The organism is Sphingomonas spermidinifaciens (assembly GCF_002351485.1).
Taxonomy (GTDB): Bacteria; Pseudomonadota; Alphaproteobacteria; order Sphingomonadales; family Sphingomonadaceae; genus Sphingomonas; species Sphingomonas spermidinifaciens.
In genome coordinates this window covers 231,703-253,935 of record NZ_NWMW01000001.1, presented here as the reverse complement: position 1 = coordinate 253,935, position 22,233 = coordinate 231,703, and the positions used below count along the sequence as shown (strand labels likewise).

The 22,233-nt window shown below is 68.0% G+C and carries 18 protein-coding genes; 5 read left to right on the top strand and 13 right to left on the bottom strand.

The genetic code is table 11. The features are described 5' to 3' along the window. Nucleotides 1–40 precede the first annotated feature (40 nt). On the top strand, nucleotides 41–1,975 hold the full coding sequence (locus COC42_RS01210) for an energy transducer TonB (protein WP_096341471.1): 1,935 nt from the start codon (nucleotides 41–43) through the stop codon (nucleotides 1,973–1,975). A 1-nt stretch (nucleotide 1,976) separates the two neighbouring features. On the opposite strand, the gene COC42_RS01205 is transcribed toward COC42_RS01210, so the two are convergent. From COC42_RS01205 to COC42_RS01155, 11 genes are all read right to left on the bottom strand, one after another. Next, entirely contained in the window at nucleotides 1,977–2,669 is a 693-nt protein-coding gene (locus tag COC42_RS01205) for a glutamine amidotransferase (protein WP_096341470.1), read from the bottom strand. A 31-nt stretch (nucleotides 2,670–2,700) separates the two neighbouring features. Continuing rightward, on the bottom strand, nucleotides 2,701–3,597 hold the full coding sequence (locus COC42_RS01200; RefSeq protein ID WP_096341469.1) for an SDR family NAD(P)-dependent oxidoreductase: 897 nt from the start codon (nucleotides 3,595–3,597) through the stop codon (nucleotides 2,701–2,703). A gap of 308 nt (nucleotides 3,598–3,905) precedes the next feature. After that, on the bottom strand, nucleotides 3,906–4,343 hold the full coding sequence (locus COC42_RS01195) for a hypothetical protein (RefSeq protein WP_096341468.1): 438 nt from the start codon (nucleotides 4,341–4,343) through the stop codon (nucleotides 3,906–3,908). A 120-nt stretch (nucleotides 4,344–4,463) separates the two neighbouring features. Then, entirely contained in the window at nucleotides 4,464–5,156 is a 693-nt protein-coding gene (phoB, locus tag COC42_RS01190; protein ID WP_096341467.1) for a phosphate regulon transcriptional regulator PhoB, read from the bottom strand. A gap of 11 nt (nucleotides 5,157–5,167) precedes the next feature. After that, nucleotides 5,168–5,842 (bottom strand): phosphate signaling complex protein PhoU, encoded by a 675-nt coding sequence (gene phoU, locus COC42_RS01185; protein WP_096343009.1) that lies wholly within the window; start codon nucleotides 5,840–5,842, stop codon nucleotides 5,168–5,170. Between the two features lie 17 nt (nucleotides 5,843–5,859). Then, on the bottom strand, nucleotides 5,860–6,639 hold the full coding sequence (pstB, locus tag COC42_RS01180) for a phosphate ABC transporter ATP-binding protein PstB (protein ID WP_096341466.1): 780 nt from the start codon (nucleotides 6,637–6,639) through the stop codon (nucleotides 5,860–5,862). Beyond that, a complete protein-coding gene (pstA, locus tag COC42_RS01175; protein WP_245843755.1) occupies nucleotides 6,639–7,907 on the bottom strand; it encodes a phosphate ABC transporter permease PstA in 1,269 nt (422 codons plus the stop codon). The genes pstB and pstA overlap by 1 nt, the downstream gene beginning before the upstream one ends. Next, nucleotides 7,900–9,270 carry a phosphate ABC transporter permease subunit PstC gene (gene pstC / locus COC42_RS01170; RefSeq protein WP_096341465.1) on the bottom strand — a complete coding sequence of 457 codons (1,371 nt, stop codon included), beginning with the start codon at nucleotides 9,268–9,270 and terminating at the stop codon, nucleotides 7,900–7,902. The genes pstA and pstC overlap by 8 nt, the downstream gene beginning before the upstream one ends. Before the next feature lie 3 nt (nucleotides 9,271–9,273). Continuing rightward, nucleotides 9,274–10,308, bottom strand: a complete 1,035-nt coding sequence (locus COC42_RS01165) for a substrate-binding domain-containing protein (protein WP_096341464.1) — start codon at nucleotides 10,306–10,308, stop codon at nucleotides 9,274–9,276. A gap of 212 nt (nucleotides 10,309–10,520) precedes the next feature. Further along, on the bottom strand, nucleotides 10,521–10,946 hold the full coding sequence (locus COC42_RS01160) for a nuclear transport factor 2 family protein (RefSeq protein WP_245843754.1): 426 nt from the start codon (nucleotides 10,944–10,946) through the stop codon (nucleotides 10,521–10,523). A 26-nt stretch (nucleotides 10,947–10,972) separates the two neighbouring features. Then, nucleotides 10,973–12,175, bottom strand: coding sequence for a sensor histidine kinase (locus COC42_RS01155; protein ID WP_096341463.1), 1,203 nt, complete (start codon nucleotides 12,173–12,175; stop codon nucleotides 10,973–10,975). A 150-nt stretch (nucleotides 12,176–12,325) separates the two neighbouring features. Between COC42_RS01155 and COC42_RS01150 the strand changes: the two genes are divergently transcribed. The 4 genes from COC42_RS01150 (at nucleotide 12,326) to COC42_RS01135 (ending at nucleotide 18,556) form a co-directional block, all read left to right on the top strand. Beyond that, complete coding sequence (locus COC42_RS01150; RefSeq protein WP_096341462.1) at nucleotides 12,326–13,192, top strand: glycine--tRNA ligase subunit alpha; 867 nt, start codon at nucleotides 12,326–12,328, stop codon at nucleotides 13,190–13,192. Beyond that, on the top strand, nucleotides 13,189–15,600 hold the full coding sequence (gene glyS / locus COC42_RS01145) for a glycine--tRNA ligase subunit beta (RefSeq protein ID WP_096341461.1): 2,412 nt from the start codon (nucleotides 13,189–13,191) through the stop codon (nucleotides 15,598–15,600). Before COC42_RS01150 ends, glyS begins: the two co-directional genes overlap by 4 nt. An 86-nt stretch (nucleotides 15,601–15,686) precedes the next feature. Further along, the gene (ppdK, locus tag COC42_RS01140) at nucleotides 15,687–18,365 is read left to right on the top strand and encodes a pyruvate, phosphate dikinase (protein ID WP_096341460.1); all 2,679 of its coding nucleotides are present in this window, start codon (nucleotides 15,687–15,689) and stop codon (nucleotides 18,363–18,365) included. Next, entirely contained in the window at nucleotides 18,362–18,556 is a 195-nt protein-coding gene (locus COC42_RS01135) for a hypothetical protein (protein ID WP_096341459.1), read from the top strand. Before ppdK ends, COC42_RS01135 begins: the two co-directional genes overlap by 4 nt. A gap of 37 nt (nucleotides 18,557–18,593) precedes the next feature. Here COC42_RS01135 and COC42_RS01130 read toward each other — a convergent pair whose 3' ends face one another. Continuing rightward, the gene (locus tag COC42_RS01130) at nucleotides 18,594–19,880 is read right to left on the bottom strand and encodes a glycoside hydrolase family 130 protein (protein WP_096341458.1); all 1,287 of its coding nucleotides are present in this window, start codon (nucleotides 19,878–19,880) and stop codon (nucleotides 18,594–18,596) included. Nucleotides 19,881–19,921: 41 nt separating this feature from the next. Next, nucleotides 19,922–22,201, bottom strand: coding sequence for a glycosyltransferase family 4 protein (locus COC42_RS01125; RefSeq protein WP_096341457.1), 2,280 nt, complete (start codon nucleotides 22,199–22,201; stop codon nucleotides 19,922–19,924). Nucleotides 22,202–22,233 lie beyond the last annotated feature (32 nt).

Here is a 22,233-nt window from a genome sequence, read left to right as displayed (position 1 = left end):
TGATCTTTTCCCCGCGGGAGATGCGTGGGGAGGTTCAACGATGTTTAGCGTGATGATCGCCGGTGCCGCAATGGCCGCGGCGTCGCCGCAATCGGCGCAGGCAGCGTTCGATGCCGCGACCAAAGCGGCGGAGGCAGGGCAGTGCGAGGAGGCGATCGCCGCCTTTGACAGGCTGGCGGCGGGCCCGGCGGGCAGGAACAAGACCGTTGCCGCCGCGATCGCGGTACGCCGCGGCCAGTGCCTGCGTCGACTCGGGCGACATGAGGAGGCCGAGCGGTCGATCCGGGCCGGCGTCGCCGCGATCGAGGCGCAGGGCGGCAGCTTCCGCGCCGAGGCGCGAGACGCCTATGTCGCGCTGGCGCAGATCGGAACGACCAACCTCACCTATGACCAGGCGATCGCCGATGTGAACAAGGCGCTGGCGTTGTCGGAAGGGACCGAGCGGGTCGTGCCACTCCAGATTCGTTCGCGGCTGACGCGGTTCGACGGCGACGGCGCGGCGATCCGCGATGCCGAGGAGGCGCTGAAACTGCTGCCGGCGGCGACGCCCAAGCCCGACCTCGCCAGTGCGCAGATCTTCGCGGGCCGGGCGCTGCTCGCCGCGGGGCGAGTCGCGGAGGCCGATGCGCTGCTCAAGAAGGCGCTCGCGAATAACGGCGGCCTGACGCTGCGCGTGAGCCTGGCCGACATCGCCACGCGCTACGACCTTGCGCAGGTCGCGCTGCTCAAGAAGAACATGGACGATGCGCGCAAGTATCTGGTCTACACCGGGGCCGGCCGGATCAGTGAGGCGCCCTTCGCCTCCGCCCGGTCGATCGAGGCGCCGACGTGTGACAGCGCGCCGGGGCTGACGCCCGACAGCTATGCAGTCGTCGAGTTCGCGCTCGACGACAACGGGGCGGTGCAGAGCGCACAGCCGATCTTCGTTCAGGGCGGGCGCGAAGTCGCGCTCGCTTACGCCCGCGCGGTCCGTGAATGGTCGTGGGCGCCCGAGGATGCGGCCAAGATTCCCGTCTTCTACCGCGCGCTGACGCGCGTCGAGTTGCGCTGCTCGAAGGCGGGCGAGACGATGGACCTGCAAGCGCCGCTCATACAGGAGTCGGAGGCGTGGCTGGCAGGCAAGGGGGCGACGGGCACGCCAACGGAGCAGCAGGCCGCGGGCCTCGCCACACTGCGTCAGGCGGCGGGCGGCAGCGATGCTGCGGCGCTTCGTGCGAACCTGGTGCTGGCGGGTTCGGGGTTGATCGGCACCCCCGAACGCACGGCAGCGAGCGACCGCGCCGTCGCGCTTGCCGCGACGCTCGCGGCGCCACAAGCGGTGCGGACCCATGCGGCGTTGATGCAGATCGAGGCGAGCGGATGGCCCGACCGCCGCGAACAGGGCGTGCGCCTGCGCAAGCTCGATGCACTGCTCGCCGATCGGGCCGTCGCCGCCGATCCGGTCAGCCGGGCGACGGTGCAGCTTCGCGTCGCCGAGATCCGTCAGCGGCTGGCGGGCAATCGCGCCGCCGATCCCGCACTCGATGCGGCATTAACAGCAGTCGCCGACACACCTGACCTGCCCGAGCGGCATCCGCTGCGTGCCCGCGCGCTGCTCGGTCTGGCCAACAATGCGGCAGCGCGCGGTGATTTCGAAGCGGCGCAGCGTGCCTTTGCCAGAACCGGCCTGGACGAGCAGCAATGCTCGCTGGTCGGCGCCAAGCCCGACATGAAGCGGAGCGGCGCGTCCTCCGCCTTCTATCCGACCGAGCTGACGCGGCTGGGGTTCGAAGGCTGGTCGCGGATCGAGTTCGACATTGCCGCCGACGGCAAGACGGTCGGGCCGCGGACGATCATGTCCTATCCCCCCTTCCTGTTCGGCGACGCGGCCAAGGAAATGATCGCGAGGGCGCGCTTCGAACAGAGCTACCGGCCCGCGAACGGCCTGGCGTGCGCGGCCGATCAGCGCACGTTCGTCTTTCGGCTTCCGACCTGAGCTACAGCCCCGCCAGCCACTCGCCGACGACCGCACGGCCGGCGGCGACCGCGCCGGCGCCGTGGGTCTCGTGCGCGGCGCGCATCGCGGGGGGGTCGGTTCCGGCTTCGGCGAGGTAGGCGACGTCGTCCAGCCATTCCTCGAACCGTTCGTCCTCGCCCATTTCGGGGTGGCATTGCAGCGCGAGGAGTTCGGGACCGCGGCGATAGGCCTGGTGCGCGTAATGCGCGGAGGAGGCGAGGAGTTCGACGCCGGGTGGCAGGTCGAAAGTGTCCCCATGCCAGTGGAGCACCGGCACGCCCGCCAGATGACGGACGGGCGAGGCCTGTCCCGCGGCGTTGATCGTTATAGGGGCGAAGCCGACTTCCTTGACCGGGCCGGGAAATACGCGCGCGCCGAGCGCCGCCGCGATCATCTGCGCGCCGAGGCAGACGCCGAGCACTGGCAGGTTGCGGTCGAGCCGCCCCGCCAGAGCCTCGACCTCGCGGGCGATCCATGGGTTCTCCTCGACCTCATAGACGCCCATCGGTCCGCCCATCAGCACGACAAGGTCGGGTGAAAGGAAGTCGATCTGGGCGAACGTCGGATCGGTCACGTCGACACGGTCGATGACATATCCGGCCTGTTCGACCGGCTGGCGGAAGCCGGCAATTCCTTCATAGGGCGTGTGACGGACGACGAGGGCGCGCTTCATGGCGGGCAGGCTAGCCCGGCCCGCGGCGCGATCAAGCCGTCAGCAGACGAAGAATCGCTTGGGCCTGCTCCATTCCCGATTGCGGCACCCGCTCTCGTGCACGGTCGGTGATCGCGGCCCAGTGCGCGGCAACTCCCTCGGGCGACAGATCTTCGCCGGCCAGCGCCACCCCCTCGGTGAGGGTGATATAGGCGGCCTGGAACACGCCCGCGCCCGCACCGACGATCATGTTCGAGGGCGCCTCGTCACTGACGAGGAACAGCGCGGCGGGAGCGACGCTTTCGGGGGTGAAGCGGGCAAACGCCTCGGCGGGGAAGATGTCCTCGGTCATGCGCGTGCCCGCGGTTGGGGCAAGCGTGTTGACGTGGATGCCGTACTTCGCACCCTCCAGATGAAGCGTGCGCGCGAGACCTGTGATCCCCAGCTTCGCCGCACCGTAATTTGCCTGGCCGAAATTGCCGTAGAGCCCGCTCGACGAGGCAGTCATCAGGATGCGGCCATAGCGCTGGAAGCGCATCGTCTCCCAAACCGCCTTGGTGACGATCGCCGAGCCGATCAGGTGGACGCGGACGACGAACTCGAAATCGGCGGGCGTCATGTTGGCGAAGCTCTTGTCGCGCAGCACGCCGGCATTGTTGATCAGGATGTCGATGCTGCCGAAAGCCTCGCGGGCGCGCTCGACCATGCGGGCCATTGCGCCCTCGTCGGTGACGTCGCCGCCATCGGCGATGGCGATGCCGCCCGCCGCGCGGATCTCCTCGACCACGGCATCGGCGGCGGGGGAGGCGCCCGCCCCGTCGCGTGCGGCGCCGAGGTCATTGACGACGACCGCCGCCCCGCGCCGGGCGAGTTCGAGCGCATAGGCGCGGCCCAGGCCCCCGCCGGCGCCGGTCACGATCGCGGTACGGCCATCGAAGCGGATGGTCATTGTGGTATCCCCTGTAACGATCTCTGCCCGCACGGTGTCGCGGACGGGCGCCTGGCGCAAGGGGGAAGGGCACCAGGGGGCGGGAGTGTGCGCCGGGCTCCGACGCGATTTCCCCATCCCGACGGCCGGTTGAACTCGTTAGTTGGGGGACCGGGGCATTATCGAGAATGGTCCGGCTTTCGCCTGGATGACGGGTCGAACGACGTGTGTCTCGACCTTCGCTGGCTGACGGTCGCGGTCAGCGTCAAGCTGCGACGAAAAAGGCCCCGACAGATGTCGAGGCCCTTCGTCAGCTAGTCGGGGATCGATCAGCCGCCGCGCTGGCGGCAATTGTCGGTCTGGCCCTTCTTGCAGATCGGATATTCGGCCTCGGGTGCCGGCGGCGGAAATGCCTGGCTGGGCGACATCGACGGCTGGACGCGGACGGTGGCGCCGGGCGTCGGCGTGCCCGACAGCGGCGGGGTCGAGGGCATGTAGCCGCCCGTGGTCTCGGTGCCGCCGGTGGCGCCGGTCGGCGTGCTTGCCATCGGCTGCTGGGCCATTGGCGCGGTCTGGGTTGGCGCCGACTGCATCGCCGGGTCGGTCGCGGGGGCAGTGGCGGCGGGCGCGTTGGGGTCGCTCGGCGGGGTGTTGGCGTCGGGCTGCGTCACGCCGGGCTGGGTCATGCCGGGATCGGCGGGGGGCGTCTGCTGCGCATAGGCGGCGCCGGTCAGCGCCAGCGCGGCGGTCATTGCGATGAGCTTCATTGCGAACTCTCCTCGTACCAAACGCGCTGGTTACGCGCGCGTCGGGCCGATGAACGCCCGGCACGGCGAAGGTTTCCTTCGTTGCGCTGCCGATTCGGCTTTAGGGGAGGTTGATCGCGATCAATTGCCCGCATCAAGCGCATAGCCCGCCGAGCGGACGGTGCGGATGATGTCGGGCTTGTCGCCGACATTGATCGCCTTGCGCAGGCGACGGATATGGACGTCGACCGTCCGGCTTTCGATATCGCTGTCATGGCCCCAGACGGCGTCGAGCAGCCGCTCGCGCGAGAAGACCCAGCCGGGATGTTCGAGGAAATGCTTGAGCAGCCGGAACTCGGTGGGGCCGAGCGGGATCACCTCTCCGCCGCGGCGCACCTTATGGCCCACCGTGTCCATCTCGATATCCGAATAGGTAAGCTGCTCGCCTGCCAGCGCGGGACGCACGCGGCGCAGCACCGCGCCGACACGGGCGACCAGCTCGCGGGGGGAGAATGGCTTGGTCACATAGTCGTCGGCGCCGGTCTCAAGGCCGCGGACGCGATCCTCCTCCTCGCCGCGTGCGGTCAGCATGATGATCGGTACGTTCGCCGTCTCGGGCATGCGGCGCAGGCGGCGACAGACCTCGATCCCCGACAGCCCCTCGACCATCCAGTCGAGCAGGACGATATCGGGCGTCGCTTCCTTGGCGAGGAGCAGCGCCTCCTCGCCATCGGGGGTCTGCTTGACCTCGAAATCCTCGCGTTTGAAATGCCAGGCGAGCAGTTCGGCGAGCGCGGCGTCATCCTCGACCAGCAGCATCTTTACCCGTGCCATCGTCGTCCCTTTCAACTCACTCGCTCGCGCTCGCCCATCCGCTCGCCGGTGGCGGCGTAATGGACCATCTCGGCCAGGTTGGTCGCCTGGTCGCCGATGCGCTCGAGATTCTTGGCGATGAAGAGCAGGTGCGCGGCCTGGCTGATGGACTTGGGGTTTTCCATCATGAAGGTCACGAGCGCCCGAAAGATCGAATTGTAGAGGTCGTCGACTGCGCGGTCGCGCTCGCAGACGCGCTTCGCCGCCTCGACATCGCGCGCGGCAAAGGCGTCGAGCACGTCGTGCAGCATCTCGCCCGCGACGGTCGCCATCGCGGGCAACACCGACATGGGCTCGATGGGGACCGACCGGTCGATCTCGCCCACGCGCTTGGCGATGTTCTTGGCATGATCGGCTACACGCTCGAGCGTATTGGCGAACTTCATGCCCGTCAGCACCTCGCGCAGGTCGTCGGCCATCGGCGCGCGCAGCGCGATGAGCTGGACCGCGAGGCGCTCGACCTCGCCCTCCAGCGCGTCGATGCGGCGATCGCCCTCGACGACACGCACCGCCGCGGCGAGGTCGCCGCGGACCAGCGCCTCGACCGCGCTTTCGATGGCTTCCTCGGCCAGCCCGCCCATCTGCGCGACCAGTCCACGCAGTTGACCCAGTTCGTCGTCGAAAACCTTGACCGTATGCTCGTTCATCATGGTTCCTGTCCGGCTCAGCCGTAGCGGCCGGTGATGTAATCCTTGGTGCGCTCCTGGCGCGGATTGGTGAAGATCTCCGACGTCACGCCGTATTCGACGAGGGTGCCGAGGTGAAAGAAGGCGGTGCGCTGCGACACGCGCGCCGCCTGTTGCATGTTGTGCGTGACGATGACGATCGCATACTTGCCGCGCAGCTCATGGATCAGCTCCTCGATCTTCGCCGTGGCGATTGGGTCGAGCGCGCTGCATGGCTCGTCCATCAGGATCACTTCGGGATCGACGGCGATCGCGCGGGCGATACACAGGCGCTGCTGCTGGCCGCCCGACAGTGCGGTCCCCGAATCGTTCAGCCGATCCTTGACCTCGCCCCACAGGCCGGCGCGCGTGAGCGACTGTTCGACGATGCGGTCGAGGTCGGCCTTGCTCGCGGCGAGGCCGTGGATACGCGGGCCATAGGCGACGTTCTCGTAGATCGACTTGGGGAACGGATTGGGTTTCTGGAACACCATGCCGACGCGCGCGCGCAGCTGCACCACGTCCATGTCGCTGGCATAGATATCCTCGCCATCCAGCCGGATCTCGCCATCCACGCGCGCGGTGGCGATGGTGTCGTTCATGCGGTTGAGCGTGCGCAGGAAGGTCGACTTGCCGCAGCCCGAAGGGCCGATGAAGGCGGTGACATTCTCCATATCGACGTCGATCGACACGTCGTCGATCGCCTGCTTGCGACCATAGAAGACGTTGACGTGGCGCGCCGACATCTTGGGCGAAGCGGTGGGGGCGGGGGCGTGCATCACCAGCGGGTCTCGAAACGGTTGCGGAGGTAGATGGCGAGGGCGTTCATCGCGAGCAGGAAGACGAGAAGGACGATGATCGCCGCCGACGTCTTCTCGACAAAGCCGCGGCTGACCTGATCGGACCAGAGGAAGATCTGGACGGGCAGCACGCTGGCGGCGTCGGTCAGCTTGTCGGGCGGGGTCGCGATGAAGGCGCGCATGCCGATCATCAGCAGGGGCGCTGTCTCGCCCAGCGCCCGCGCCATGCCGATGATCGTGCCGGTCAGGATGCCGGGCAGCGCGAGAGGGAGGACGTGGTGGAAGACGACCTGCACCCGGCTCGCCCCCACGCCCAGCGCCGCGTCGCGGATCGAGGGGGGCACCGCCTTGACCGCGTTGCGCCCTGCGATGACGATGACGGGCATGATCATCAGCGCGAGCGTCAGCCCGCCGACGACCGGTGCCGAGCGCGGCATGTTGAAGGTGCCGAGGAAGACGGCGAGGCCCAAAAGGCCGAAGATGATCGAGGGGACGGCGGCGAGGTTGTTGATCGACACCTCGATCAGGTCGGTCCAGCGGTTCCGGGGGGCATATTCCTCAAGATAGATCGCCGACAGCACGCCGATGGGGAATGCGAGGCCGAGCGTCACCAGCATCGTGAGCAGCGAGCCCTTGAGCGCTCCCCAGATGCCCGCCGCGGTCGGATCGGTCGAATCGGCCCCGGTCAGGAAGGTCCAGTTGAAGCCGCTGGTGAGCGCACCCGCGGCCGCGAGGCGGGCCGCGGCGGCCTCGTCATCAGGCCGGGCTTCACCGGTCGCGGCCTCGTGGATGCCGGGCGCAGCGGGGACAGTGATGGTGGCACGGCGCGAGAGGAGCGAGGGGTCTGCCTTGATCGCCTCACGCACCGTCACCCAGGCGCTGTCGGAGATGACGCGCTCGCCATCGTCACCGAATGCCTGCACCGCCGCAGCGCCGACCGCATTCTGGAGCCCCGCGCCGGCGAGCGCGAGGTCGGCGCCCGCGCGGCCGAGCTGTTCGGGGCGTACGTCGAGCGCCATCGCCGGAAAGTCGAGAGGCAGTCGGACCTCGGTGCGTGAAAAGCCGCCGAGCCCGCTAGCCAGCATCGTCCACAGGAGGAAGGCGAGGAACGCCCCCGACAGCGACACCGCCGCCAGCCCCAGCCAGCGGAAGCGGCGCTCGGCGGCATAGCGGCGGCGGATGCGGCGCTGCATTGCCTGTGCCCGCCAGTCGGTGGGCGCACGGTCGGGGATGGCGGCGCTATTCATAGGCCTCGCGATACTTCTTCACGACGCGCAGCGCGACGATGTTGAGCAGGAAGGTGATGACAAACAGCGTCAAACCTAGCGCGAAGGCGGCGAGCGTCTTGGGGCTGTCGAACTCGGCCTCGCCGGTCAGCAGATCGACGATCTGCTTGGTGACGGTCGTCGCGCTGTCGAAGGGATTGAGGCTGATCGTCGCGGCGCCCGATGCGGCCATGACGACGATCATCGTCTCGCCGATCGCGCGGCTGACGGCGAGAAGGATGCCGGCGACGACGCCGGGCAGCGCGGCGGGCATCAAGACGCGGCTGATCGTCTCGGACTTGGTCGCGCCCATCGCCAGGCTGCCATCGCGCATCGCCGAGGGAACGGCGGCGAGCGCGTCGTCGGCCATCGAGCTGACGAAGGGGATGATCATCACCCCCATCACCAGCCCCGCGGCGAGCGCGCTCTCCGAGCTGGCATAGGGCATGCCGATCGCGACGGCGAACTGGCGGATCGCCGGGCCGACGGTGAGCGCGGCGAAATAGCCGTAGACGACGGTGGGCACGCCCGCGAGAATCTCGAGCATCGGCTTGACCCAGCGGCGGACGGCGGGGGCGGCGTACTGCGTCAGGTAGATCGCGCTCATCAGGCCGAACGGGATGGCGACCGCCATCGCGATCACCGCGCCGATGAAGAAGGTGCCCCAGAAGAGCGGCACCGCGCCGAGGTCGGCACCCGGATCGGTCGCGCTGACGACCTGCGGGCTCCAGTGTGTGCCGAACAGGAAATCGCCGATCGGCACGATCGAGAAGAAGCGCGCGCTTTCGAACAGCAGCGAGCCGAAGATCCCGAGCGTCGTCAGGATGGCAATCAGGCTGGCGACGAGCAGGATCAGCATCACGCCGCGCTCGACATGACCGCGCGCGCGGAACGGCGGGGCGATGCGGCTGAAGGCATAGGCGCCGCCGGCAAAGGCAAGGAGCAGCGCGATCGCCGTGCCGATCCAGGAATAGCGGGTGAGGTAGGTACGATAGACGGGTGCCAGCAGCTCGGCCTGCGGATTGAAGGCGCCGAGGTCGGGATTGCGGGCGATCGCGCGAGCCTCGGCGAGGATCGCCGACCGCTCGAACGCGAAGGTGGGCAGCCCCGCGGCCTGTGGGCTCGCCAGCACCCCCTCACGCGCCAGCTGCGGACTGAGCCAGCCCCATAGCGCGAGGAACACGAAGGCGGGGATCGCCACCCACATCGCGACATACCAGCCATGCTGGCCGGGCAGCGAGTGCAGCCGCGCGGTCCCCGACAGTCGTACCGCGCGCGCCCGCGCCGTCAGCCAGCCGATCAGCGCAAGGCCGAGGACAAGGAAAAGGAGCGCCGAGCCCGACATCGGTTATTGAAGCGCCGCGGGGTCGAGCGTGGTGCCGCGCGCCACGATGGCGGCCGAGGCAGCGCGCACGGCGCGTGGCGCGGCGATCATGCCCTTGCGCACCAGCGGGCCGTCGGGTCCCCATGCGGCGGCATAGTCGGCCAGGAAGTCGGCCAATCCCGGGACCGGCCGCAGATGGCGCTTCTTCACATAGATGTAAAGCGGTCGCGCGCCCGGATAGCGGCCGGTCGAGATCGTCTCATAGGTCGGTTCGACGCCGTCGACCGGCACGCCGTGTAGCCGGTCGGCATTTTCCTCGAGATAGCTGAAGCCGAAGATGCCGACGGCGCTGGGATTGGCGTCGAGCTTCTGGACGATGAGGTTGTCGTTTTCGCCCGAGTCGACATAGGCGGCATCGTCGCGCACGCGGGTGCAGGTGCGCGCGAAGCGGTCGGGGTCGACCTCCTTCCACTCGGCGGCCTGCGGCAGCAGTGCCTCGCAAGCGGGGGCGAGGATCAGTTCGGCGAGCGCGTCGCGCGTGCCGCTGGTTGCGGGCGGGCCGAGCATCTGGATCGGCACGCGCGGCAGGCCTGGATTGACGTCGGACCAGAGCCGGGCGGTGTTGGGCCGCCCGCCGGGGAATGCGGCGAGAGCGCGATAGATGTCGGTGCGACCGAGCCTGAGGCGCGGTCCCCGGTTCGATTCGGCGAAGGCGACGCCGTCGAGCCCGACCTGCACCTCGATGATCTCGCTCACGCCGTTGGCGGCGCAAGCGTCATATTCGGACTTCTTGAGGCGGCGCGAGGCGTTGAGGATGTCGGGGTGGAGCGGGCCGATGCCGGCGCAGAACTGCTTGATCCCCGCGCCGGTGCCCGTCGCCTCGATCACCGGTGCCTTGCGATCGGGGCGCTTGTTGCGGAATGCCTCTGCCACGGTGGTGGTGAAGGGGTAGACGGTGGAGGAGCCGACGATCCTGATCTCGTCGCGCGCGACCCCGCCCTCGTCGCACGCGGCGAGTGCAAGGGCGATGAACCCCGCAAGGGTAAGCGGTCGAAGCATCTGCACGGTCCCCCGGACGCCTGGACAGGCGGTTCCATGAAGGCCGCTAGCACCCGATCGACGCCCCTTTGTTGCATCGACGTTGCGGTTTGATGACAACGAGGGCGGGCGGGGCCGATCCAGTGCACCGGTTCGTCGCCCCGGCCTTGATCCGGGGTGGCGCCATTCCTTGGTGTTGGCGCGAGATCAAAGAAAGAAGCTTGGCGCGAACGTCACGGACGTGCTGGCGGGATCGGCGTATACTGGGTGGAGACCAGCTTCCACTTCCCCGCCTCCCGCCGCGCGAGGTGGCGGACGCGGAGTGCGCGGGTCTGCCCCCCCGGCAGCGCCAACGACTGGCGAAGCGTGACGACGGCAACGTCGCCCCTCGCAGCGCCGGCCCATTCGTCGGCAGTCATCGGCGGCACGGGCGCCTTCTTGTCGGCGGTGTAGAAGCCGATCACCTCGGCGCGCTTGTCGACGGTGCCGACGGGCGAGATCTCCTCGTAATCGGGGGCGAGCGTCGCTTCGAGCGCGGCGGCGTCATAGCCCGCGCGGGCAGCGGCGAAGCGCTCGGTAAGGTCGCGCAGCGGCTGTTCCTGCGCCGCGACCGGCGAGGCGGCGGCGGTCAGGGTCACGGCGATCAACATGGTCCGCATCGTTCAGGTCCCCCTTTGGTCGTTCTTCACCCCGCCACCACCGGCAGCAGGATCGTCACTGTCGTGCCCGTCCCCGGCACGCTGGCGATGTCGAGCCGCCCGCGGTGACGTTCGACGATATGCTTGACGATCGAGAGGCCGAGGCCCGTTCCGCCCGCCTGCCGACTGCGCCCCGAATCGACGCGATAGAAGCGTTCGGTGAGGCGCGGCAGATGCTCGGCGGCGATGCCATCGCCCTCGTCGCGCACCGCCAGCCGGAGCATTGCGCCGCCATCGTGGCGCAGCTCGACCGTTACCGGCGTGCCGGGGCGACCATATTTGAGCGCATTGCCGACGAGGTTGTGGAGCACCTGGCTCAGCTGCGCACGATCGCCCTTGACCGGCGGCGCGTCATGGACCGCGGTGACAAGGTCGGCGGCGCGCGCGTCGGCGACGCTCGCCACCTCGGCGCGGACTTCCTCCACCAGTTCGCCGAGACGGACGATCTGATCGGGCTCGCGATATTTCTCGGCCTCGATCCGCGAAAGGCTCATCAGGTCGTCGACCAGCCGGCGCATGCGCGTCGCCTCGCCGAACATGATCTTGAGGAAGCGGTCGCGCGTCTCGGGATCGTCGCCCGCGCCCTCGCGGAGCGTCTCGATAAAGCCGAGGATTGAAGCGAGGGGCGTGCGCAGCTCGTGGCTCGCATTGGCGACGAAATCGATCCGGATCTTGTCGGCCGCGTAGCTGCCCGTCCGGTCGATCAGGTGGACGACCCGCAGCGACGGGCCGGCGGCGCGGACATGCATTTCCCAGCGCTGCTCGCGCGTGCCGACGCCGACCAGGTCGATCGGCGCGTCCCCCTCGGGTAAGGGTGCGGTCAGCCGCTCGGCGGCGGCGGGGTGCCGGATGGCGAGGCGCACATCCTCGCCGAGGATATGCTGGCCGAGCAGCGCGCGCGCGGCCGCGTTGGCGCGCACCACGCGGCGGTCGGCGACGACCAGTAAAGGCTCCACCACCGCCTCGATCACGTCGCTGACCAGGGCGTCGGGTGCGGGTGGCGGCGGGGGCGCGACAGGCGCGGGCCGCTCGTCCGATTCGGTGCCGAGCGCGACCAGCACCGCGGCGATCGCACCGACGATCGCGACGAGGGTCGCCGACACGTCGCCGCCGATCAGCAGCGCCGCCGCGCCGCTCGCTACCGCAAGCGCAAGCGCGATGCCCGCCCGAATCGCCCGATCGCTTCCCATCGGCCCGTTCGCTACCGCATCGAAGCGGCCTTGTCGCCGCCGTCGCCCGTGTTGACCGGCGGCTGGGGGTTCGCCAAGGGGTCGGCTTCACACGATCCGACATGAAGGTGCGCCTTGTCCCGACCCGATGCGCCGATGAGCTTCCAGCGCATGATCCTGACGCTCCATGATTACTGGAGTGCGCGCGGCTGCGTCATCCTCCAGCCCTATGACATGGAGATGGGGGCGGGCACCTTTCACCCCGCGACGACGCTTCGGGCGTTGGGGCCGGAGCCGTGGAACGCCGCCTTCGTCCAGCCGTGCCGCCGGCCGACCGATGGCCGCTATGGGGAGAACCCCAACCGGCTCCAGCATTATTACCAGTATCAGGTCATCCTGAAGCCGAGCCCGACCGACTTGCAGGAGCTTTATCTCGGCAGCCTCGCGGCGATCGGCGTCGACATGGCCAGCCACGACATCCGCTTCGTCGAGGACGATTGGGAAAGCCCGACGCTGGGCGCCTGGGGCCTCGGTTGGGAGGTCTGGTGCGACGGGATGGAGGTGACGCAGTTCACCTATTTCCAGCAGATGGGCGGTTTCGACTGCAAGCCGGTCGCGGGCGAGCTCACCTACGGGCTCGAGCGGCTGGCGATGTACATCCAGAATGTCGACAGCGTGTACGACCTCGCCTTCAACGACGCGGGCGTCACTTATGGCGACGTGTATCACGAGAACGAGGTCCAGATGTCGACCTGGAACTTCGAGGTCGCGAATACCGACAGCCTGTTCGACGCCTTTCGCAAGCATGTGGCCGAGTGCGAGAACTCGCTGAACGCCGCGCTGCCGATCGCCGCCTATGAGCAGGCGATCAAGGCGAGCCATGTCTTCAACCTGCTTCAGGCGCGCGGCGTGATCTCGGTCGCCGAGCGACAGGCCTATATCGGCCGCGTCCGCGACCTGGCGAAGGGCGCGTGCAAGGCGCAGATCGACAAGATGACGCCGGTGTGGAGCACGCGATTTCCGGAGTGGAGCCTGTGACCGACTTCCTCCTCGAACTCCGGTCGGAGGAAATCCCGGCGCGGATGCAGGATCGCGCGCGTGCCGACCTTGAGAAGTTGTTCGTCGCCGAGCTTGCCAAGGCTGGCATCTTGGCGGGCGGCATGGTCACCTATGCGACGCCGCGCCGGCTCGCCCTGATCGCGCGCGACCTGCCCGACGCGACCGAGGGGGCGCGCGAGGAAGTGAAGGGGCCGCGCACCTCCGCGCCCGAGCAGGCGCTGGAAGGGTTCCTGCGCAAGACCGGCCTCACCAGGGACCAGCTGACCGAGCGCGACGGCGTGTGGTTCGCCGTGACCGAGAAGCCCGGCCGTGCGACGGCCGAGGTGCTCGCCGCGGCCATCCCGGCGATCGTTCGTGCCTTCCCCTGGCCCAAGTCGATGCGCTGGGGCGACGCCTCGCTGTCGAGCGAGAGCCTTCGCTGGGTTCGGCCGTTGCAGGGGATCGTCGCGATCTTCGGGCAGGAGCTTGTGCCTTGCGAGGTGGCGGGGATCGAGAGCGGGTTCGCGACGGTCGGCCACCGCTTCCATAGCCCGCATGCGATCACGATCGGCGGCGCGCACGACTATGCCGAGAAGCTGCGGGCGTGCCACGTCATCGTCGATCAGGATGAACGACGCGCGCTCATCCGCGAGCGGGCGGGTGCGCTGGCGGCGGGGGCCGGGCTCAAGCTGATCGAGGACGAGGGGCTGGTCGCGGAGAATGCGGGACTGACCGAATGGCCGGTGCCGCTGCTCGGCCGCTTCGACGAGGCGTTTCTCGACGTGCCGGCGGAAGTCATCCAGCTGACCGCGCGGGTGAACCAGAAGTATTTCGTGTGCGAGGGAGCAGATGGCGGCCTCGCCAATGCCTTTGTCTGCGTCGCGAATATCGAGGCGAAGGACGGCGGCGAGAAGATCGTCGCGGGCAACCAGAAGGTGCTCGCCGCGCGCCTTTCAGATGCGCGCTTCTTCTACGAGACCGACCTCAAGGTGCCGCTCGAAGAGCAGGCGAAGAAGCTCGAGAAGATCGTTTTCCACGAAAAGCTCGGCACCGTCGCCGACAAGGTCGAGCGCGTGGCGAAGCTCGCGCGCTGGCTGGTCGAGGAAGGGATCGTCAAGGGCGCCGACCCCGCCCACGCCGAACGCGCCGCGCGGCTGGCCAAGGCCGATCTCGTCACCGGCATGGTCGGCGAGTTTCCCGAATTACAGGGCCTGATGGGCGGCTACTACGCTAAGGCGCAGGGCGAACCGACCGAAGTCTGGGAAGCCGTCCGCGATCACTACAAGCCGGTCGGGCAGGGCGACGAGGTGCCCACCGTGCCGCTGACGGTGGCGGTGTCGCTGGCGGACAAGCTGGATACGATTGTCAGCTTCTTTACTGGCGAAATGCCGCCGACTGGGTCCCGCGATCCTTATGCCCTCAGGCGTGCCTGCTTGGGCGCAATCCAGCTTATAGCACAGTCTGATCTAAGATTGCCGCTGGAACAGGCTCTCAGCCTGGTGACTGCAATGGTCTGGATTCAGAGAGAAAATGCTGAGATCGAGCGAGATCGCCCGCGCACTGAACTTATCGACGAGGCTCTGCGAATCGGTGGGATTGATCAGGACGGATTATCTGAACGTGCGCGTCTAGCCCTCGTCATCGCGGCGCATCCGGATATCGAAATACTTGACTCCAAGGCGCCTGCAAAGGTGCTCGATTTCTTCGCCGACCGCCTCAAAGTCCAGCAGCGCGAGGCCGGCGTCCGCCACGACCTGATCGACGCGGTGTTCGCGCTCGGCGGCGAGGACGATCTCGTCCGGTTGCTCGCGCGGGTGCATGCGCTTCAGGGGTTCGTGGCGACGGGCGAGGGGACGAACCTGCTTGCCGGGTACAAGCGTGCGGCGAATATCCTGAAAAAGGAAGCGTGGCAGGAAGGCCCGGCGCTTGCTGCCTCGCCGGCGCCCCAGTTCTCCCTCGCCGACATGGCGGAGCAGTCGAAGCCGTTCGGTGACGAGCCGCGGCGCATGCCCGACGAGGCGCGCTTCATTGCCGCGGACCTCGCCGGCGGGAACATCCCGCAGACCGGCGAGGAGGACCCGCTCGCCGAACCCGCTGGGCAGGACGCGGCGGGCGCGGCCGCGGGCGAGAGGAGCGACGACGCGACCCCTGTTTTCGAGCCCGCCGAGGCCGCGCTGATCGCGGCGCTCGACGCCGCCGAGCCGCGCGCCGCCGCAGCGATCGAGGCGGAGGATTTCGAGGGCGCGATGGCCGCACTCGCGAGCCTGCGCGCGCCGATCGACGCCTTCTTCGAAACTGTAACGGTCAATGACGCCGATCCGGCCAAGCGGCAGCGGCGGCTTGAACTGCTCGCACGGATGCGCGCGGCGGTGCACCGGGTGGCCGATTTCTCGAAGATCGAGGGTTGATAGCGCTATAGTCGGAGTGGACACCCGCCATCGCTGCTGCAATGCAGCGCATACCTATGCAAAGACCAGAGGCAGGGACTGAATTAATGGCGAGCCAGGGCACCGAACCGCAATATGTCTATCGCTTCGGCGGCGGCGTGTCCGACGGCGGCAAAGGGGACAAGAACCTCCTTGGCGGAAAGGGCGCGAACCTTGCCGAAATGGCGTCGATCGGCCTGCCGGTGCCGCCGGGCTTTACGATCTCCACCGCGATGTGCGCACGCTATTACGAGGAGGGCGAGGCCTTTCCCGACAGCCTGCGCGCCGAGGTTGCGGACGGGATCGCGCATATCGAGGGGGTGACGGGCAAGGCGTTCGGCGACCCGGCCAATCCGCTGCTCGTCTCGGTCCGCTCGGGCGCGCGCGTGTCGATGCCGGGGATGATGGATACCGTCCTCAACCTGGGGCTCAACGATCAGACGGTCGAGGGGCTGGCGACGGTATCGGACGATCCGCGCTTCGCCTGGGACAGCTATCGCCGTTTCATCCAGATGTATGCCGACGTGGTCCTCGGCCTCGACCACGACCGGTTCGAGGAAGCGCTGGAGATCGCCAAGGAGGATCGGGGCTATTTTCTCGACACCGACCTGACCGCTGAGGACCTGAAGGCGCTGGTCGCCGAATATAAGGGGCTGGTTGAAGAATTGTGGGACAAGCCCTTCCCGCAGGACGTGCACGACCAGCTATGGGGCGCGGTGGGTGCGGTGTTCGGGTCGTGGCAGTCGGAGCGGGCCAAGGTCTATCGGCGGCTGAACGACATTCCCGGCGATTGGGGGACCGCGGTCAACGTACAGGCGATGGTGTTCGGCAATATGGGCGACACGTCGGCCACCGGCGTCGCGTTCACCCGCGATCCCTCGACCGGCGAGAACGGTTATTACGGCGAGTTCCTCATCAATGCGCAGGGCGAGGATGTGGTCGCCGGCATCCGCACGCCGCAATATCTGACCCGTGCGGCGCGCGAGGCGGCGGGGGCCAAGCCATTGTCGATGGAAGAGGCGATGCCCGAGGTCTATGCCGAGCTCGCGGGCGTGTTCGACACGCTCGAGCGGCATTACCGCGACATGCAGGACATCGAGTTCACCGTCGAGCGCGCCAAGCTCTGGATGCTGCAGACGCGCAGCGGCAAGCGGACGGCGAAGGCGGCGCTCAAGATCGCGGTCGATATGGCAAGCGAAGGCCTGATTACCGAGGAGCAGGCGGTGGCGCGGGTCGATCCGTCGGCGCTCGACCAACTGCTGCACCCGACGCTCGACCCGGCGGCCGCACGCGACGTGCTGACCAAGGGGCTGCCCGCGTCGCCGGGCGCTGCGTCGGGCAAGGTCGTGTTCGACGCCGACACCGCCGAGAAGATGGCGGCAGCGGGCGAGGACGTGATCCTCGTGCGTGTCGAGACCAGCCCCGAGGACATTCACGGCATGCACGCGGCCAAGGGCATCCTGACCGCGCGCGGCGGCATGACCAGCCACGCTGCGGTGGTGGCGCGGGGTATGGGGCGCCCCTGCGTTTCGGGTGCCGGGAGCCTGTCGATCAAGGGCAAGGACGGCGTGATGCGCGTCGGCGACCGCGAGGTGCAGGCGGGCGAGGTGCTGACGATCGACGGCTCGACCGGCGAGGTGATGCTGGGGGCTGTGTCGACGGTGCAGCCCGAGCTCGCCGGCGACTTCGGGACGCTGATGGGCTGGGCCGACAAGGTCCGCCGGCTGAAGGTGCGAACCAACGCCGAAACGCCCGCCGACTGCCGCACCGCGCGCGAGTTCGGGGCGGAAGGCATCGGGCTTTGCCGGACCGAGCACATGTTCTTCGACGCGGGCCGCATCACGTCGGTGCGCCAGATGATCCTGGCCTCGGACGAGGCGGGGAGGCGGGCCGCACTCGACAAGCTGCTGCCCGAACAGCGCGCCGACTTCGCCGAGATCTTTGCGGTGATGGCGGGCCTTCCCGTCACGATCCGCCTGCTCGACCCGCCGCTCCACGAGTTCCTGCCGCACGAGGACGCCGAGTTCGAGGAAGTGGCGAAGGCCACCGGCTTGGAGGTCGAGGCGCTGAAGCGGCGCGCGGGCGAGCTCCACGAGTTCAACCCGATGCTCGGCCATCGCGGCTGCCGCCTGGGCGTCACTTATCCCGAAATCTACGAGATGCAGGCGCGCGCGATCTTCGAGGCGGCGGTCGAGGTCGCGGAGTCGTCCGGCGCGGCGCCGGTGCCCGAGGTGATGATCCCGCTGGTCGCGACGGCGAAGGAGCTCGAGCTGATGAAGGCCGTGGTCGACAAGGCGGCAGAGGCTGTGTTCGCCGAGAAGGGCCGGCGGATCGAGTATCTCGTCGGCACGATGATCGAGCTGCCGCGCGCGGCGCTGCGTGCGGGCGAGATCGCCGAGGTGGGGGAGTTCTTCAGCTTCGGCACCAACGACCTGACGCAGACGACGCTCGGCGTCAGCCGCGACGATGCGGCGCGGTTCCTCGGCGTCTATGTCGAGAAGGGGATCTACGCGCGCGACCCGTTCGTCAGCATCGACATCGAGGGCGTCGGCGAGCTGGTCGAACTGGCGGCCGAGCGCGGGCGGGCGACGCGGCCCGACATCAAGCTCGGCATCTGCGGCGAACATGGCGGCGACCCCGCCTCGATCGCATTCTGCGAGAAGGTTGGGCTCGATTACGTGTCGGCCAGCCCGTACCGCGTGCCGATCGCGCGGTTGGCGGCGGCGCAGGCGGCGCTCGCGCAATGAAGCATCGCCGCGCCCGCACCACCCGCGACGGCTATGACCGCGTGGGGCCGTTCCACCCTTTAGTCGCCTGGGCGGGGGTGGCGCTGTTCGACCTGTCGCTGGTGGCGTTCGTCGTGCTCACGATGCTCGTCGGCGTCGACTGGACCGAGGATCTGATATTTCCGGGCGGGCCGGAGTTGCTGCCATTCTGAGGCGGCGTCGTGCCCCCGCTTTCGCGGGAGCACGACATCAGTCCATCACCTTCAGCATCGATCCGATCGACACAAAGGCAAACGCGACCGAGCTGTCGGCCACGCCATACGGGATGAACAGACGGTCCCCGTGCCGGATCGCGCCGCACGAATAGACGACGTTGGGGACGTACCCCTCGCGATCCTGATCCGCCGCCGCCAGCAGTGGCTCGCGGGTACGGCCGATCACCTTGGACGGATCGTCCTTGTCGAGCAGCACCGCGCCGATCGAGTATTTGCGCATTGCGCCCACACCGTGGGTGAGGAGCAGCCAGCCCTCGTCGATCTCGATCGGCGGGCCGCAATTGCCGATCTGGACCAGCTCCCACGGGTAGTGGGGTTTCAGCAGCAGCTCGCCCTCGTCCCAGTGGGTCAGCGTGTCGGACTGGATCAGGAACAGGTTCTCGCCGTCCTGACGCCCGATCATCATGTACTTGCCGCCGATCTTGCGCGGAAAGAGCCCCATGCCCTTGTTGCGCGCGGCCGAGCCGGTCATCGGTACGAGGTCGAAGGCCCTGAAGTCTCGGGTGCGAAGCATCTCCGACTGGATAACCGAGCCATTATAGGCGGTGTAGGTGCCCAGCCATTCGACCGACCCGTCGTCATGGGTGAAGTGCACGAGGCGCATGTCCTCCAGCCCGTTCGACTGCGCACGCGTGATCGGGAAGATGACGGTGCCCGACAATGTCGAATCGCGGTGGCGGTGGACCGTCACCTCGCCTTCGGGGATACCGAGTTCGTCGGCGCCCTCGCGGTCGACGGCGGTGGCGAAGGGGGGCTCGGGCGCGAGGATCAGCTCGTTCTGGTCGGTGATGATTCCCTCACGGAACGCGACCGAGCTGATATGCCCCTCGCCCACGGCGCGCAGTGACATGAGGATGCGCAGCGACCCCTTGGGCATCCCAGACTGGTCGAAATGCGGCACCGCGCTGGGGTTCATCAGAGCGGCGGCGGCATAGCTGTATTCGTGGCAGAAATAGGCGCCGATCAGCTGACGCTTCTCGTCGGAGATCGACGCGCCGTCGAGCTTCAGCAACTCCTCGATCTGGTCGTAACGGGTCATGAACACGCGCCGCGTCTGCCAGTGGCGCGCCTCGAAATCCTTAAGCACGGTATTGAGCTGCCGCCGCGCCTCGATCGGCGACATGGCGAGCACGGCGTGCACCAGCCGCTCGGTCCGACTGGGCGCCGATCCGTTCGACTGCCAGGCGATGTGAAACGGACGTACGACCACGCGCGACGGATCGGCATGCAGCCGCAGCGCGTGGGTTTCCAGTTCGAGCATTCAAGCCCCCCGTAAGGCCGTCGCTCTCCGACCCGATTGTTCTAGGCGACGACGATGCGAGGCGGGTCTGCCAGATTTGCTGCCGCCTTTGAAAGCCCGGAAATGGCGCAATTGGCCAATTGTAGCGCCAGAATCGATTCGGCGCCCTGGTTGCGATTAAGTCCGGTGGGCTGGAGCCCGTCGAAACAGCCGCCATCCTGCGCCGTCGCCAGCGGCAGTTCGAGGTCGTTGCCGCCGAGGTACCAGCGATAGGCCTTCATCGCCTCGTCGAACCAGCGCTTCTCGCCCGTTGCCTCGAACGCGGCGGCGCACGCCTCTACCGTCGCCTGCGCCTCGAGCGGCTGCTGGTCGAAGGGGAGCGGCTCTGCATAGGCTCGGCCAAAGCTCTCGGTTCCGACCGCGCGGAAATTGCCCGCGGGCGACGTCTGACGCGAGACGATCCATTCGAGCGTCTCGATGCCGCAGGCGATGAAGTCGCGCCGGCCGAGCACATGACCCGCGCGGATCAGCGCCTCGGGCAAGCGGGCATTGTCATAGGCGAGGACGATCTCGAACCACTGCCAGTCGGGGCGCCGATTCGTCTCGCACAGCGCGACTAACTGCTCGCCAAAGGTCTCGAGGATGCGCGTCGCGATCGGATGCGACGGGAAGCCGTCGCGCATCGCCGCCGCACCCAGCATCGCGAACGCCTGCGCGCGCGGGCTGCCGAGGTCGAAGGCGAGGCTGGCCGTCTGGTCGAACATCGCCGCCGCCCAGTCGCGATGCTTCTGCTCGCGCGCCTCGGTCGCGGCAACGCCGAGCGCCCAGAGCGTGCGACCGTTCGAATCCTCCGACCCCTCGTCCTCGCACCAGGCGCGGTCGAAGCGCATGAAGTTGCGGAAGCGCCGCTTATCAGGGTTCCAGGCGTACTGAACGAACGAGGCATAGATGCTCGTCCATTTGTCTCGCACCACCTCGTCCAGCGGATCGATCCGGCACATCAGGATTAGCGCGCGAGCATTGTCGTCGATGCAATAACCGTGACGGCGATCGGGGATCGAATAGATCGAATGCTGAAGCATCCCCGTCGCGTCACTCATCCGCTCCACCGCCGACAGGTCGGGACGAAGCGGCGCGAACTCGGCGGCGACGCCGGGGATCCGGCGGGGGCGGGCGGTCGCGATTTGCTCCGCCGCCTTCATGATCCCCTCGGCCAGGCACGGCCACATCATCGTCCGGCCGCGAGCATAGGCGCGCGTCGCCAGCGCCATGCGCGCACCATCATCCGCGAGCAGTCCGCCGATTGCTCGCGCGAAGCCGGCGACATCACGGAAGTCGACGAGCACGCCATGGTCTTCGGCCAGGATCTCGGTCGCATGGACATATGGCGTCGAGACGACGGGCTTGCCCATGCCCACCGCGAAGCTGAGCGTGCCCGAGGTGATCTGGGCGGGGTTATGGTACGGGGTCGCATAGATATCGGCGGCCTGGAGATAGTCGAGGAGTTCCGGCTCCTCGGCGAAGCCGTCGAGCAGCTCGACATGATCCGATACGCCGAGCTCGGCCGCTTGCGCGATCAGCCGCTCGCGATATGCCTCGCCCTCGTGCGCGACGAGGTTGGGGTGGGTGGCGCCGAGGACGATATAATGCGCGCGTGGTTCCGCCTTCACGATCTCGGGCATTGCCGCGATCATCGTCTCGATACCCTTGTTGGGGGCGAGGAGGCCGAAAGTGAAGATGACTCGCCGCCCCTCCCAGCCGAAGCGCGGCTTCATGGCGTCGGGGTCGAGGAAGGCGCGGTCGGGTACGCCGTGCGGAATGGTGACGATGCGGCGCGGGTCGGCGCCGTGTACACGGGTCAGGATCTCGCGGCCCTTCTCGGCCATCACCATCACCTTGCTCGCGCGGCGGAGCAGCGCCTCCATCACCCGCCGTTCCTCGGCGCTCGGCTTTTCGAGGATGGTGTGCAGCGTGACGATGACCGGCAGCGACGTGCGGTCGAGCAGCGCGAGCAGATGGTCGCCCGCCGACCCGCCGAAGATGCCATATTCGTGCTGAACCCACAGGACCTGCGCGCCCGACATTTCGATCCGACGCGCCGCGGCGAGATAGGCCGACAGGTCGTGCTGCGGGATCGTCGCGGTCACCGCCTCGGGATAAGCGTGGCGGCCAGGATGGTCGTCCATCGCATAGACATCGACGCGAAGGTCGGGATAGCGGTCGATCATCGCCTGATGGCAATGCGTGGTGAACGTCGCGAGCCCGCACTGGCGGGGCAGATAATTGCCGATCAGCGCCAGATGATTGATCCGCGGCGCCTTCGCTCCCTCAAGCGTCGACATGGCTTACCTTTCGCATATGCAACACGGACCGG